Annotated in this window: 14 protein-coding genes; 3 read left to right on the top strand and 11 right to left on the bottom strand. The window is 62.8% G+C overall.

Annotation, left to right across the window (positions count from 1 at the left end; all coding sequences use genetic code 11):
• Window positions 1-18: 18 nt before the first annotated feature.
• Genes AC6H4Z_RS17945 through AC6H4Z_RS17930 form a run of 4 tightly spaced genes read right to left on the bottom strand, consistent with a single transcriptional unit; the run spans window position 19 to window position 5,509 of the window.
• A complete protein-coding gene (locus AC6H4Z_RS17945; RefSeq protein WP_497543336.1) occupies window positions 19-1,845 on the bottom strand; it encodes a GAF domain-containing sensor histidine kinase in 1,827 nt (608 codons plus the stop codon).
• Between the two features lie 4 nt (window positions 1,846-1,849).
• Window positions 1,850-3,343: a DUF7125 family protein gene (locus AC6H4Z_RS17940; protein WP_497543335.1), complete on the bottom strand. Its 1,494-nt coding sequence runs from the start codon at window positions 3,341-3,343 to the stop codon at window positions 1,850-1,852.
• Window positions 3,340-3,774 (bottom strand): hypothetical protein, encoded by a 435-nt coding sequence (locus AC6H4Z_RS17935; RefSeq protein ID WP_497543334.1) that lies wholly within the window; start codon window positions 3,772-3,774, stop codon window positions 3,340-3,342. Before AC6H4Z_RS17935 ends, AC6H4Z_RS17940 begins: the two co-directional genes overlap by 4 nt.
• A gap of 43 nt (window positions 3,775-3,817) precedes the next feature.
• Window positions 3,818-5,509: a sensor histidine kinase gene (locus tag AC6H4Z_RS17930; RefSeq protein WP_497543333.1), complete on the bottom strand. Its 1,692-nt coding sequence runs from the start codon at window positions 5,507-5,509 to the stop codon at window positions 3,818-3,820.
• A gap of 253 nt (window positions 5,510-5,762) precedes the next feature.
• Between AC6H4Z_RS17930 and AC6H4Z_RS17925 the strand changes: the two genes are divergently transcribed.
• Complete coding sequence (locus tag AC6H4Z_RS17925; protein WP_497543332.1) at window positions 5,763-6,857, top strand: carboxypeptidase-like regulatory domain-containing protein; 1,095 nt, start codon at window positions 5,763-5,765, stop codon at window positions 6,855-6,857.
• Window positions 6,858-6,879: 22 nt separating this feature from the next.
• On the opposite strand, the gene AC6H4Z_RS17920 is transcribed toward AC6H4Z_RS17925, so the two are convergent.
• The 4 genes from AC6H4Z_RS17920 to AC6H4Z_RS17905 all read right to left on the bottom strand — a co-directional run bounded on the left by AC6H4Z_RS17920 (window position 6,880) and on the right by AC6H4Z_RS17905 (window position 9,356).
• Window positions 6,880-7,182 (bottom strand): Bor/Iss family lipoprotein, encoded by a 303-nt coding sequence (locus tag AC6H4Z_RS17920; RefSeq protein WP_497543331.1) that lies wholly within the window; start codon window positions 7,180-7,182, stop codon window positions 6,880-6,882.
• 23 nt (window positions 7,183-7,205) lie between these two features.
• Window positions 7,206-7,541, bottom strand: a complete 336-nt coding sequence (locus AC6H4Z_RS17915; protein WP_497543330.1) for a Bor/Iss family lipoprotein — start codon at window positions 7,539-7,541, stop codon at window positions 7,206-7,208.
• Window positions 7,542-7,651: 110 nt separating this feature from the next.
• Window positions 7,652-8,950, bottom strand: coding sequence for an amidohydrolase family protein (locus AC6H4Z_RS17910; RefSeq protein WP_497543329.1), 1,299 nt, complete (start codon window positions 8,948-8,950; stop codon window positions 7,652-7,654).
• A 124-nt stretch (window positions 8,951-9,074) separates the two neighbouring features.
• On the bottom strand, window positions 9,075-9,356 hold the full coding sequence (locus AC6H4Z_RS17905) for a hypothetical protein (RefSeq protein WP_497543328.1): 282 nt from the start codon (window positions 9,354-9,356) through the stop codon (window positions 9,075-9,077).
• 336 nt (window positions 9,357-9,692) lie between these two features.
• Between AC6H4Z_RS17905 and cysK the strand changes: the two genes are divergently transcribed.
• The gene (gene cysK, locus AC6H4Z_RS17900) at window positions 9,693-10,649 is read left to right on the top strand and encodes a cysteine synthase A (RefSeq protein ID WP_497543327.1); all 957 of its coding nucleotides are present in this window, start codon (window positions 9,693-9,695) and stop codon (window positions 10,647-10,649) included.
• A gap of 3 nt (window positions 10,650-10,652) precedes the next feature.
• On the opposite strand, the gene AC6H4Z_RS17895 is transcribed toward cysK, so the two are convergent.
• The 3 genes from AC6H4Z_RS17895 to AC6H4Z_RS17885 form a co-directional block, all read right to left on the bottom strand.
• Window positions 10,653-10,814, bottom strand: a complete 162-nt coding sequence (locus tag AC6H4Z_RS17895) for a hypothetical protein (protein ID WP_497543326.1) — start codon at window positions 10,812-10,814, stop codon at window positions 10,653-10,655.
• 17 nt (window positions 10,815-10,831) lie between these two features.
• A complete protein-coding gene (locus AC6H4Z_RS17890; protein WP_497543325.1) occupies window positions 10,832-11,332 on the bottom strand; it encodes a hypothetical protein in 501 nt (166 codons plus the stop codon).
• 68 nt (window positions 11,333-11,400) lie between these two features.
• Window positions 11,401-11,856, bottom strand: coding sequence for a hypothetical protein (locus AC6H4Z_RS17885; protein WP_497543324.1), 456 nt, complete (start codon window positions 11,854-11,856; stop codon window positions 11,401-11,403).
• Between the two features lie 223 nt (window positions 11,857-12,079).
• Between AC6H4Z_RS17885 and AC6H4Z_RS17880 the strand changes: the two genes are divergently transcribed.
• Window positions 12,080-12,493 (top strand): VOC family protein, encoded by a 414-nt coding sequence (locus AC6H4Z_RS17880; protein ID WP_497543323.1) that lies wholly within the window; start codon window positions 12,080-12,082, stop codon window positions 12,491-12,493.
• Window positions 12,494-12,496: the final 3 nt, after the last annotated feature.

Raw genomic sequence — 12,496 nt, 5'->3', positions numbered from 1 at the left:
GTTGTCTTGCGGCGCGGATCAGGGCGGGGCGACGCGCTCTGAATCCGCGCTCTTACGGCGCTCCGAATCTGCGCTCTTACGGCGCTCTGAAGCGGCGCGCGGCAGCGTGAGTGTGAAGCGCGATCCGACGTCCACCGTACTCTCGACCGTCAGATCGCCTTTCATCGCATGCGCGAGATCGCGACTGATCGCAAGGCCAAGTCCGACCCCGCCCTGCCGGTTGGTGACTCCATCGGCAAGCTGAACAAACGGCTCGAAGATCGCGTCCAGTTTCTCGGCGGGAATCCCCGCGCCACAGTCGATGACGTGGATGCTCACGGCTTCCGCTGTTGTAGCAGACCTGAGCGTAATCCCGCCGCTGCCGATCGGGCTGTACTTCACCGCGTTCATCACGAGGTTCATGAGAATCTGACGCACGCGGTCGGGGTCGGCCCACACCGTTGCGGAGGGGTCATCGGCCTCGATGTCGAGCGTCAGCTTCCGCTCTCGCACGGATCCATCGAGGAGGTCGGCCACCTCTTTCATCGCCGGGAGCACCGGAACGTCGCTCAGGTGGTACTCCATGCGACCGCTTTCGGTGCGCACGAACGTGAGTATCTGAGCAATCAGCGCGACCAGGTGTTCCTGGTTGTGCTTGATGCGCCCGAGGTCTGCTCGCTGTTCCGGGTTCAATGAACCGCGCGCCGCCATCTCGAGGAGTCCGACGTATCCGCCGATCGCATTGAGCGGTGTTCGCAGCTCGTGGCTCATGGTCCCGAGGAATTCAGACTTTGCTCGATTGGCCTCGTTTGCCGATGCGCGAAGGGCATCGGCTTCGCGATACAGACGCGCATTGTCGAGCGCCATCGCGCAGCGGTCGGCGAGGTCGGCGGCGAGCGAGATTTCTTCCGGGGTGAATGGCTCGCCACCCTCAGGGGTGACGAAGGTGATTGTGCCGAGCACCGTGTCTCGAATGATCAGCGGCACGATGAGGAGCGCGCCGAAGCCGAGCTCACGAAGAATGGCCAGGTTTTCTGGACCGTGCACCGCCGCGACCAGCTCCGCTTCGGAGTCCGCCGTGATCACCAACGGCTTGCCTCCAGCGAGCCGCGTGAGACTCAGGACGTCGTCAGGATCGTCTGGCTTGGGATACCAGCTGTCTGCCAGTGTCTTGGCGAGAGTTTGTTTCTCGGGATCGGGGTGGACGACCGCAAGCCGATGAATCGAACCGTTCGACTCGATGATGTCGACAATGCACCACGTACCCTCGCGAGGAAGCGCCGTCTGTCGAACGAGCGCCCGCGTCGCGTCCTGATCGAGCGATCGGGAGAGGTCGCGGCTCTTCGACGCTAGAAAGTCGGCGCGTCGACCGGCATCAAGCGCGCTCTTCGCGGTGTCTTGCTCGCGCAGCGCGCCGAGGAGCAGCCGCTGGGCGATAGCGCGCTGTCGTTCGATGGCGCCTTCGACAAACGCAGCGTCGCGGACTTCGAGAACGAGCCCGTCAGGGACGCGCGTTTCGTTCGCAATCGGCCAGATGGTGCAACGCCAACGAGCGGTTCCAGTCGCCGGAGCCAGCAGTTCATCGCGTATTGTCTCAGCGCTGCGAAATGCGCGGTCGAGCAATGGCGTGAGGTCGACGCCAGGACGCTCGGCATGGGGCGCGGGCGAACCGATGCGAATGTCGCCCATAGTCTGCAACGTCTGAAAGGCGACGTTCGCGTAGCGCACGACATGCGTTGGTCCTTCCGTCACGGCAAAGGCCACCGGCGCAAAGGCGAGGTGGCGCGCCAGCGCAGCCACGAGCGACACTTCGGCGCTCTCGTGGTCGATCGGCCCGCGATCGACGTCCGGTCGCTCGATCGTCATAGCATCACCCGTCAGGGTCTACTGTTGACTGATTGCCGATGAATTCGGGAACACCAGTCGTGATCCCACGATAACCGCCGAGCGATCGACCGATCCTCGCGCCTCCGGGACTGAGATGATATTGCCTGAAGTCGGTCGAATGCTCGCTGCCGCGCATCTTCACGACGGTGAGCACCTTCTCGAGTCGCCCGTCGATCTCGACGTATCGCTGCACCAGGATGTCGTCGGTGATGAACGATACGCGCTCCGACGTCGCGCGAACTGCTGGATTCGCGTCGACGACCTCGGCCGTCATCAGTACCGTCACGCCGGTTGCCGTCAATGCGCCGACCAACCGATACAGCGACTCGCGGAAGTCCGTTCGGAACGTCGGTGCCAGGGCGATCTCGAAGCCAGAAAGCGAATCGATGACGACGCGCGTTGCGCCAATGCGCGCGACGACCTCGCCGATCTCGGCGAGCATTTCGTCGACCGAGAGGTCGAGCGGACGCAGATAGGTGACGGCAAACCGATTCGCTTCGATCATTTCGTCGAGGTCGACGGGCAGCGTCTTGGCGCGAGCGAGATAGCCTTCAGGATACTCCTCGAATACGGCGACGACACAGTTCTCGCCGTCGAGGAGGCCTTGCGCAACGAACTGCGACGCGAAGGTCGTCTTTCCGCTGCCCGCGGGACCGGTGATGAGAATGACATCTCCCTCTGGAAAGCCGCCACCGGTCATCTCGTCGAGACCAGGAACTCCCGTCGCGAGTCGTCGGCCCGAGCGAGTCTTGCGCAGCAGCTGTTGCTCGGGAATACGTGGGAAGACTTGCATTCCCGCGTTCGTGATTCGAAATGTGTGCAGGCCGGGCATTGGACTGCGTCCGCGAACTTTGACCGCGCGCAGCTTTCGCGTGGTGGAATTCCGCTCGACGTCTTCCGACAGCCAGAGAATGGAGTCGGCGACAGTGAATACCGGATGACGACCTTCACTTTCGGAATACTCGCCGATGAGGAACGATGTCACTTCCCACGAGGTGAGTTGTTGCGCCAGGCGCTGGACGAAGCGCGCCAGTGTGAGTCCGCCATCCGCATCGACCGAGTCGGGCGAACTGTTGATCGTGCGAAACGAGTCGACAGCGACGAAGGCCGGCTTCTCGTTGGCGACCTCGTCGACGATTCGCTGCAACACCGCGTCCAAGTCGCCTTGAGCTGCCTCAGCCGAAAGGTTCACGAAGCGCACCGCTGACGGAACGCGCGCCGGGTCGAAGAAGCCAAACTGACGCTGATATCGAATCATCTTGATCGTCGGCTCGCCAAGGACCGTGAAGTACAGTGCGGGGCGTTCGGCGGTCGCATTGGCAAAGAGCATCTGTTGCACGAGCGTCGTCTTGCCGACTCCCGGAGCTCCAGCGATCAGATTGAACGAATACTCACACAGGCCACCACCAAGGACCGCGTCGAGGCCTGGTACGCCCGTGAGAATATTCCGAATGAGTGAAGACTCAGGGGCAGTCATCGAATCGGCCGTACGCCGGGTGGTTGTGAGGTGGGACCATCGTTGCTCAGGAGATTTAGGACCATGTCCGCTCCGATGAGGCCGCTCAGAATGTCGACGAGCGCGGCGAGTAGTGCTTCGACGGCGGCAGATACCGCAGGAACTCCGTGCTTCTCGGCGCCGGTGACAATGCCGTCGAGATAAATGCTGCCGTCCACGTTGCGACGGATGTCTGCCAACGCCGGGTGCTCGCTCTCCGTTCGTCGAAGTGCACGGGCGAGCAGCGCGTCATATCCGTCGTCGCCGACCGCGCGACGAAGATTCTCCGATGCGCGTGTGCACACGCGTTGTATTGCAGCCGCAACATCCTTCGGCTGTTCGCTCTCAGCGACCGAGGCGGCGAGGAGTTGACGCGCCATGGCGCGAGCCGACGACGGCTCTGGAGGAATCATCGGTGAAAGCACGTGCGAGAACCGTGCTCAGGCGGAACGGCTATCAGAGCCAATCCGCGCTCACACGAGGGAGCGTAAGGGTGAAGCGAGATCCGACGTCGACCGTACTCTCGACGGTGAGGTCGCCACCCATGGCTCGTGCAAGGCTGCGGCTGATGGCGAGACCAAGCCCGAATCCGCCCTGGCGGTTTGCGGCCCCGCCCGGGAGTTGCACGTACTGCTCGAAGATGGCCTCCAACTTCTCCGTCGGGATGCCCGGTCCGCAGTCAGATACCTGAATGACTACGGTGTCGTGGTGCGCAGCGAAACTCAGCGTAACGTCTCCGCCACCAATCGGACTGTACTTGATTCCGTTCATGACGAGATTCAGAAGGATCTGGCGGACGCGATCCTGATCCGCCCGCGCGAATGCGTCGACGTCTCCGATGTGTACGTCGAGGACCAACTGGCGCTCGCGCGCGGCCCCGTCCAGCAAAACGGCGACGTCGGTCAACGCGGCCTGAACCGACACGTCGGAAAGGTCGTACTCCACGCGACCGTATTCCGACCGCACGAAGTTGACCAACTGCGAGATTAGCGTGACAAGGTGCTCCTGATTGTACTTGATGCGCTTGAGGTCAGACCGCTGTTCCGTGGTGAGCACTCCCCGCGTGGTCGTCTCGAGGAGCTCGACATATCCGCCGATGGCATAGAGCGGCGTTCGCAATTCGTGACCGACGTTGCGCAGGAATTCAGACTTGGCCCGGTTTGCGTCATTGGCTGCCGCGCGCAGAGCGTCTGTTTCGCGGTAGAGGCGGGCGTTCTCGAGGGCAAGCGCGCAACGGTCGGCGAGATTCGATGCGAGGGCAATTTCGTCGCTAGAGAACGAATCGTCACCTTCGGGGATGACGAACGTGATGGTACCCAGCACCATGTCGCGCGCGACCAGTGGAACGACCAGTAGCGCGCCGAAGCCCAGCCGTCGAAGAACAGCGAGATTCTCCGGTCCATGCGCAGCACTGACCAGCGCGGCGCTCGAGTCGTTCGTGAAGAGGATCGGATGTCCGGTGGCAAGGCGCCCGATGCTCAGCGGATCGACCGGATCCTCAGGCGTCGGATACCACGCGTCGGCGAGTTCGCTGGCGAGACTTTGCTTTGCCGGATCCGGATGAACTACAGCGAGGCGGTGAATCTGTCCGTTCGATTCGATGATGTCGACGATGCACCAACTTCCCTTGCGAGGAAGTACGCTGCGTTGCACCAGTTCGCGCGTCGAATTTTGATCGAGGGACAGAGCGAGGTTGCGACTTGCCGCGGCCAGGAACGCGGCGCGGCTGCGAGCTTCGATCGCCTGGCGAGCGGAATCCTGTTCGCGGAGTGCGCCGAGCAGCAGTCGTTCCGTGAGAGCACGCTGGCGGGTGACGGCCTTTCCGATATCACCGGCGTCGCGAATCTCGACCACCACGCCCTTCAGTCCTACGGTGTCTGTTTCGACGGGCCACGCCGTGCAACTCCATCTCGCCGTTCCTGCCGAGACCGCTAGCAATTCATCCTGGACGATCTCTCCTCGGAAGGCGCGGTCGAGCGCCGGTGCGATATTCGACGACGTCCGATCAGAGTTTGCTAAAGTGGCATCGATCGCGATCTGGCCGGCGGCAAGGAGCTGGCTGAACACGACATTCGCGTAACGCACTGCGTGCTCGGGGCCCTCGGTCACCGCGAAGGCGACAGGCGCGTGCTCGAACTGGGCCTTCATTCGTGTTGTGGCGACGAGTAGGGCACGCCGACCCCTAAGGTTGCGGCGTCGCCAGTGGCGCCGAGATGCTTTCGCGCGAGCCGGCGGAGCTGGTGAGTCCGCCGACTCGCAACATGTAGTTCACCGGTGCTTTCGACAAGCACCCGCTGACCAGCGACTCAGATCTTTTCGTTCCGCAGACGGATCCGGGTACGTGCGGGACCCATCCGGGCACCTTCGGTGAGAGGTGCCCCAGCGGCCTAGGTTACGGCACATGACGAAGGCTCTCCGGCGATTGGTTCACGTCGCGGCGGTTCTCCTCACGGCGTCATCGCTCGCTCGCGCGCAGCGCGCCCCCCGCGCCGACTCGAGCGCCAGGGGGACGATTGCGGGCGTCGTGGTGTCGAAGGAAAACGGCGCGCCGCTCGCGTATAGCGTGGTAGCGATCCCGGCGCTGGGACGAGAGCAATTCACGAACGAACGCGGATACTTCGCCCTTCGCGATCTTCCCGAAGGCGTGGTCCGCCTGACGGTGCGACACATCGGCTACTCGCCCGTCGAGCTGTCGCTCGCAGCGCATCGTAACCGCGCCGATACCGTGCGCATCCAGCTCGCGAAAATCGCCGTCGAGTTGGGTGGGATGACCGTGCGCGCTCTGGGACAGTGCACCAATCCCGGTCCGCCGCGCGCAACGAACGATCCGGCGTTCGCCGCGATCTTCGACCAGTTGCGGGAGAACGCCGATCGATATCGCCTGCTCGCCGATCAATACCCGTTCGTCTACGCAATGGAGCGCGCGTCGACCATTCACTACGTGGGCGGCGAGTCGATTCTTCAGCGCATTGATACCACGACCGTCGGCACCGGAATGCGCTGGAGCTATTCGCCGGGAAATGTCGTGGTGCAATCGGACGATCCGCGACGGCGACAAGTCGTGTTCAACATTCCGACGCTGACGCAGTTCGCTGAGCGCACATTTCTCGAGAATCACTGCTTCGCGAACGGCGGTGTCGATACCGTCGACGGTCACGCCGTGGTGCGCGTCGACTTCGCGGCAGCATCGAAGATTCGACAGCCGGACGTGTCAGGATCGATGTATCTCGATCGCTCGAGCTTTCAGATTCGGCGAGCGCGGCTGCGCCTCACGAAGGTCCCCGACGAAACGCCAGAGATCGCCGTCGTTGAGGCTGTGTCGGATTTCGACGAAGTGCTTCCGTCGATTTCGCTCGCGTCGACGATCCGTTCGATACATGCACTTCACACAGATCGGACGCGGCCGATTCTTCCCGACACCGCGTACGAAATACAGCGACGGTTGCGCGTCGTGTTCCTCAAGACCAAGCCGGGCGACGACGCGAAGACGCCGTAGTGTGTGGGCGATCAGGACACGATCAACGCGCGACGGGTCCTGAAGCGCACGTGATCGTGGTATGTATTGGCGTGTAGATGTTCTCCGTGAGCGCGCCGACCAAACCATTCAGGAAACTGCGTTCCGTTTGATATCGTGCGATGCCCTGCGGACAGGCCTCCTTCGTCGAGATCTCGCCTGGCGGAACGATTCCAAATACGAACGAATGCGCCCAGGGATTGTCGATCTGCTTGTCCGACGCGGGCGCGCCCGTGACAACGACGATCCGAAAGCAGCCCAGCGAGAGGACGAGCGCGAGAAACGCGAGTCCACGAATGCGAGTCATGTGAGTCTCCGTTGACTGGGCTGTTAGCGCGTTTCGGCGGGAAGGTCATCCGTGCGCCCGGTTGCGCTCTGCGCGGCGCAGGTGACCTGCACGTGCTGCGGCGCGTAGATCCCGACCGTTAGAACGGTGATCAGGCCGTTCACAAAACTCTCTTCGCTCATGATCGTCGCCACTCCCGCAGGGCACTCACGTCGGACGTCGATGTCCTTCGCCGGAATAAGTCCCCAGAGCCATGTCGACACGAACCAATGCTCGACGGTGATCTTCCCAGGAGTGGCTCCTGTGTGAACAACCTGATGGTAGCACGCGCTCGACAATGCGACGCACAACGCCAAGGGGAGCCAACGTCTCTTGCGCATTTCGACTTCTCTCAGTTCCGGGATATGGAACAGTACAGCGATCAACGCCTACGGTTGTGATGGCTTACTCAAGTCGCTTAGCGAAGCAGACCGAGCTGCGCTTGTGCGGATTATTCTCGTCCGCTGACGACTGCTCCGTTCTTCACCACGAGGCGAATGCGTCGTGTATTACGGATATCATCGACTGGATTACCGGCGAGCAGCAGCAGATCCGCGGTCTTTCCGACCTCGAGCGTGCCGTACGTCTTCTCGATGCCGATCGCGCGCGCGCCGTTGCGCGTGGCCGAGGTGATGGCGTCGAGCGGCGTCAGTCCGGCGTTCGATACGAGGAGCTCGAGCTCCCGATGAATCGTGGGCAGTGAGTCGCGAGAGATGAGACCATCGGTGCCGGCGACGATCGGAATCCCGAGTTGCCAGGCGCGCTTGGTCACGGCGTACATCCACGGCGACCGCAGCGCGGTCACCGAATCGGGTCGTTGCGACTCGGCGAATACCCACAGCGTCGGATTGAGCATCGTGCCGCGTTCGCGCATGCGAGCGAGGAGACGCTCGATGATCGGCGAGTTTGGCGGCACATGCACGAAATCGCCGCGGCCGCGGAGTTGGAAGCTGTCCGTCGGTGCGCTCGCTTCCCAGATGAGGTAGGGTGTGTGCGCCAGAATGTCGACGCCCGCGTCGACGAGTTCACTTGGCTTTCCAGGAAAGACCGTGGCGTGTGCAACGGTACGAAGACCCTGCTGTCGCGCCTCGGCGGCAATCCGCGTGACGACCGCGCCGTCGAGGGCGGCGTAGAGTTTTATCGCCGTCGCGCCAGTGCCCTTTGAGCGAGCGACCGCACGAACGAAATCTGTTTCATTCGTGACCGACTGCATCCACGGCGCTTCGCCGGCCTTGTATCCCAAGCTTGCCGCGAGCACTCGCGGGTCGGCGAAGAATGCGGGTCCAGCCATGAGTGCGGTGTAATAGATCGACGGACCGGAGATCTCGCCGGCGAGCACCGCCCGCGAGAGATCGCCGGTTGCACGCGTGTCGCTTGCCATATCGAATACCGCGGTGACGCCGCCGCGAAGCGCGCGTCGCAACTGGGCGCTTTCGTCAACCCACGGAGTCGTGCCGATGTGCACGTGGGCGTCGATCAGCCCTGGCATGGCGTAGAGGCCCGCGGCGTTGATCACCGTGTCTGCCGCTGGCGCCGGCTCGGCGGACGACAAGACGCGACTGATGCGACCGCGGTCTATGAGAATACTCAGATGCGGCTGTGGAGCCGCACCGGTACCGTCGATCAGCGTCGCGTCAGCGATCAGGACGGTGGCTGGACGGGTGGGAGCACGACCGCCGCGTTGCGCCAGAGCCGGCGCAAGCGCGACGAGGTGTGTGAGAAGGAAAAGCCGTCGAAGTGTGGGTCGCATGGACCCAACTTACTTCACTCCCAGCGACGATAATACTCGCGCGGGTACGACACGCGATCGAACTGACGTCGCTCGCGCTCGAGATGATTGCGGATGTCGCGATTCGTGCGCTCGACGCTGCGCGTCACTTCCGCTCCATGCGTTCGCGCCGCTGTTCGTACGCACGTTCTGTTGCACGTTCTCGCGTGCGCGCAAGCCGCTCAGCGGCCTGTTCACGAGAGCGTGCGCGCTGCTCGGAAGCGCGTTCGCGAGCGCGTTCGGCTCGCTCGAGCGCCTGCTCGCGTACGCGGTCGTAGTCGCGCGAATCGTAACCGCGAGAGGTGACCCACTGGGCGGAGGCGTGAGCGGGAGATACGGCGACGATCAGACCAGCGAGGAGCGACAGGAACAGGAACTTCGAGCGCATGAGTTTCTCGGGGGAAAGGGTCTCCGAGGCGTAAGACAACCGGAACGGCAGTTTGGTTCGGAGAGTGTCGGGCAGATTGACGGGGCTTGCGGGGGGCCGTACGCTTTCGATATGTCGCGTTGCGTCCTCCCGCTCCAATCCACCTGTCCGGTCGCCATGGCCGCCTCCTGTTGTCGGGGCTGTCCACAGCACTCGCATATCGTTTGGCGCCCGGGAACGCGATCGTCGACCTAACCGACTCGCACTCCCACAGATCCAGGGAAGTTGATCCCGGCCGCCGACCTTCGGTGGCCGTTTTTTGTTTTGCTCCCCATTTGGTAGCTGAGGATGTTCTTCGTGAAAACAGAGACTGAGCGAAGCCGGGTCCTGACGCCCCAGCCTGTGAGTCATCGAATCGATTCGACCATCGGCCGAACGCCGGTGGTGAAGCTCGAACGGGTCGTGGAGCCGGGCATGGCCGAGGTCTGGGTCAAACTCGAGGGACTCAACCCGGGTGCGTCGATCAAAGACCGCACAGCACTCGGGATGATTCTCGACGCCGAGGAGCGCGGCCTGCTCAAGCCGGGTGGCACTATCGTGGAGCCGACGTCTGGCAATACCGGCATTGGTTTGGCGCAGGTGGCAGCAGCGCGCGGCTACAAGCTGATTCTCTGCTTGCCGGCGCAGATGAGCGAGGAGCGGAAGCGTACGTTGCTCGCGTACGGCGCAGAGTTGGTGCTCACCGATCCCGAGCGTCGCATGCTCGCGGCGATCGAGGAGGCCGACAAGATCCGCATCGCGACCGGCGCGTGGATGCCGAATCAGTTCTCCAATCCGGCGAACCCGCGCATCCACTATCGGACTACAGCGCCCGAGCTTTGGGACGCGCTCGAAGGGCGCATCGACGCGTTCGTGTATGGGTCGGGCACCGGCGGCACGATCGCGGGCGTCGGCCATTTTCTCAAGGAGCGACGGCCAGAGGCACTCGTGGTCGCGGTTGAGCCAGCGCGTTCTCCCGTGCTGTCGGGCGGCGTGCGCGGGCAGCATCAGTTCCAGGGGATGGGTCCCGGCTTCGTGCCAGACAATTTCGATTGGACAGTCGTGGATCGCGTGATCCAGGTCTGGGAGGAGGATGCGTTTCCGCTCGCGCGACGACTGGCGCGCGAAGAGGGCGTGTTCGTTGGAATGTCGTCTGGTGCGATCGCGTGGGCGGCGCTACAGATTGCGCGCGAGCTCGGACCTGACGCGCGCGTCGCGATGATCGCGCCGGATTCCGCGTCGCGCTATCTGTCCACGACGCTCTTCGCCGACTGACGCCTACGCCCTTGGCGGTCTTACGAGTAGCCGGACCGACCAGGCGCAGAGCGCTCCGGCAACGATCGTGATGCCGATGAACCAGGGGTTGTGCGTGCTGCTCCCGGGCTCCGCGAACATTCGAAAGATGTGCGCGACCACGAGCAGCCCGAAAACCACAGCCATGACAGCCAGATACGGTTTCATCGATTGAACCCCCGGCGTGCGGCGAGCGCGATTGGAACGCCGATCAGGAACATGTGGACGAGCAGACCCGTCACCCAAACTGGCGTGGCGGGCGTTGGACGCGGACCGATGCGCGAGAAGGGAACGACTACATAGTTCATGACTGCGTATGCCATCGCGCCATACAGGGCGCCAACCAGAATGGGCTGCGCCGTGAGCACCGGTTGACGTGAGGCTGCAGCAAAGAAGATGCACGTGATGATGAGCGCAATCACGAAATGCAGACCGAGCCCGAGCGTCGCGGTCGCCGCACCTCCCTGATAGGCGTCTTTACCCAGGGCTCCGCTGGCGACCGACTGCAGAATGCGCGATGGCGCGACTCCACTTCGGAAATACGAAAAGCTCGTCGCGTATGAGATGTCGAATGTACCGGCGACGAGCCACCCGATCACCAACCAGCGAAGCCATCCCGCGGCGACCGCAGCGCTAGAGTCGAGAACGCCTGCACCGCTTTGCATTGTGGTTCGCGAGGTTGAGGACGCTGAATGGCGCAGCGGCGCGCAGGTAGAAGTTGCGCGCTACCCGACTAATTCACAACGCGAATCGCTGTCGGAATCGATTGCTGCGGGGTGCCGAACGTGCGCGCGTTCAGGATGTAGTCGCCGGGAGGAAGCAATCGCGGCTGATTCGGGTCGAGGCGCGTTGCCGATCCCGTCCACTTCGTCGACAACGAGTAGGACTCGTGCGGCGCGAGCGGTCGGACGTGCAACGCGAGCGAGCACGCCACCGGAACGACTTCGGGCCCAACCTCGACGCCGTCCAGCGTCGTGACGACGAATGGATAGAAGCCGCAGGCGTCAGGATAGACGGACGTCGAGTCGCTGCCAACGTTGAAAATGGTGACCGTCACAGTGACGGTGTCACCCGCGCGGAACGTGGAACGATCGATCGACGCCGTGACGGCAACCGGCGGGTTCGGTGCGGTCGTCTCCGTGCAACCGACGATTCCAACAAGCGTGGCGAGGAGCAGTGTTCTTCGCATTCAGCAATTCGAGGCAAGCGCGGCCGAAGGTGCTTTCAGCTGGGTGGACGTACTGCTGAACCTGCCGGTCTCGAAAAACTAAACGCCGTTCAGGCCGCCGACACAAGTCGCTGAATGCCACGGTTCTGCTCGCTCAGTGGGATTGCGCCGCGCGGTCGTTCTCGGCACGGTTCGTCCTGATCAACGTTCGCTGTCGCCTATATCAAACCAACGAACCCGACCAGTGAAATCATTCAATCCGTATCTCAACTTCGACGGTGACGCCGCCGAAGCCATGCGCTTCTACGCCAAGGCGCTTGGCGCGGAGCTCCAGATGCAGACGTACGCCGACGCTGGAATGGCGAAGCCGGGAACGGAGAATCGCGTCATTCACGCGTTTCTCAGCAGAGGTGAGGCGTGTGTCGTGATGGCGTCCGACATCCCGCCGGATTCGCCGTTCACACAGGGAAACAACTACTACATCAACATCGCCTGCGAGAGCGACAAAGAGATCGAAGATCTATTCGCGGCGCTGGCGGACGGCGGGAAGGTCGAGATGCCAGTGCAGGAAATGTTCTGGGGTGCGCGCTTCGGAATGCTGACCGACAAGTTCGGCGTGCACTGGATGTTCAACTACGAAAAGCCGAAGAACGGATAGCTC

The sequence above is a fragment of the Leucogemmata humicola genome (assembly GCF_055379415.1).
The sequence above is the reverse complement of the archived record's forward strand: the minus strand, read 5'-3'. Positions and strand labels throughout refer to the sequence as shown.

What these genes read in the sequence shown, in the direction of transcription:
- AC6H4Z_RS17945 (WP_497543336.1), bottom strand. Translation starts at nt 1,845, where the DNA reads ATGACGATCGAGCGACCGGACGTCGATCGCGGGCCGATCGACCACGAG.
- AC6H4Z_RS17940 (WP_497543335.1), bottom strand. Translation starts at nt 3,343, where the DNA reads ATGACTGCCCCTGAGTCTTCACTCATTCGGAATATTCTCACGGGCGTA.
- AC6H4Z_RS17935 (WP_497543334.1), bottom strand. Translation starts at nt 3,774, where the DNA reads ATGATTCCTCCAGAGCCGTCGTCGGCTCGCGCCATGGCGCGTCAACTC.
- AC6H4Z_RS17930 (WP_497543333.1), bottom strand. Translation starts at nt 5,509, where the DNA reads ATGAAGGCCCAGTTCGAGCACGCGCCTGTCGCCTTCGCGGTGACCGAG.
- AC6H4Z_RS17925 (WP_497543332.1), top strand. Translation starts at nt 5,763, where the DNA reads ATGACGAAGGCTCTCCGGCGATTGGTTCACGTCGCGGCGGTTCTCCTC.
- AC6H4Z_RS17920 (WP_497543331.1), bottom strand. Translation starts at nt 7,182, where the DNA reads ATGACTCGCATTCGTGGACTCGCGTTTCTCGCGCTCGTCCTCTCGCTG.
- AC6H4Z_RS17915 (WP_497543330.1), bottom strand. Translation starts at nt 7,541, where the DNA reads ATGCGCAAGAGACGTTGGCTCCCCTTGGCGTTGTGCGTCGCATTGTCG.
- AC6H4Z_RS17910 (WP_497543329.1), bottom strand. Translation starts at nt 8,950, where the DNA reads ATGCGACCCACACTTCGACGGCTTTTCCTTCTCACACACCTCGTCGCG.
- AC6H4Z_RS17905 (WP_497543328.1), bottom strand. Translation starts at nt 9,356, where the DNA reads ATGCGCTCGAAGTTCCTGTTCCTGTCGCTCCTCGCTGGTCTGATCGTC.
- AC6H4Z_RS17895 (WP_497543326.1), bottom strand. Translation starts at nt 10,814, where the DNA reads ATGGCTGTGGTTTTCGGGCTGCTCGTGGTCGCGCACATCTTTCGAATG.
- AC6H4Z_RS17890 (WP_497543325.1), bottom strand. Translation starts at nt 11,332, where the DNA reads ATGCAAAGCGGTGCAGGCGTTCTCGACTCTAGCGCTGCGGTCGCCGCG.
- AC6H4Z_RS17885 (WP_497543324.1), bottom strand. Translation starts at nt 11,856, where the DNA reads ATGCGAAGAACACTGCTCCTCGCCACGCTTGTTGGAATCGTCGGTTGC.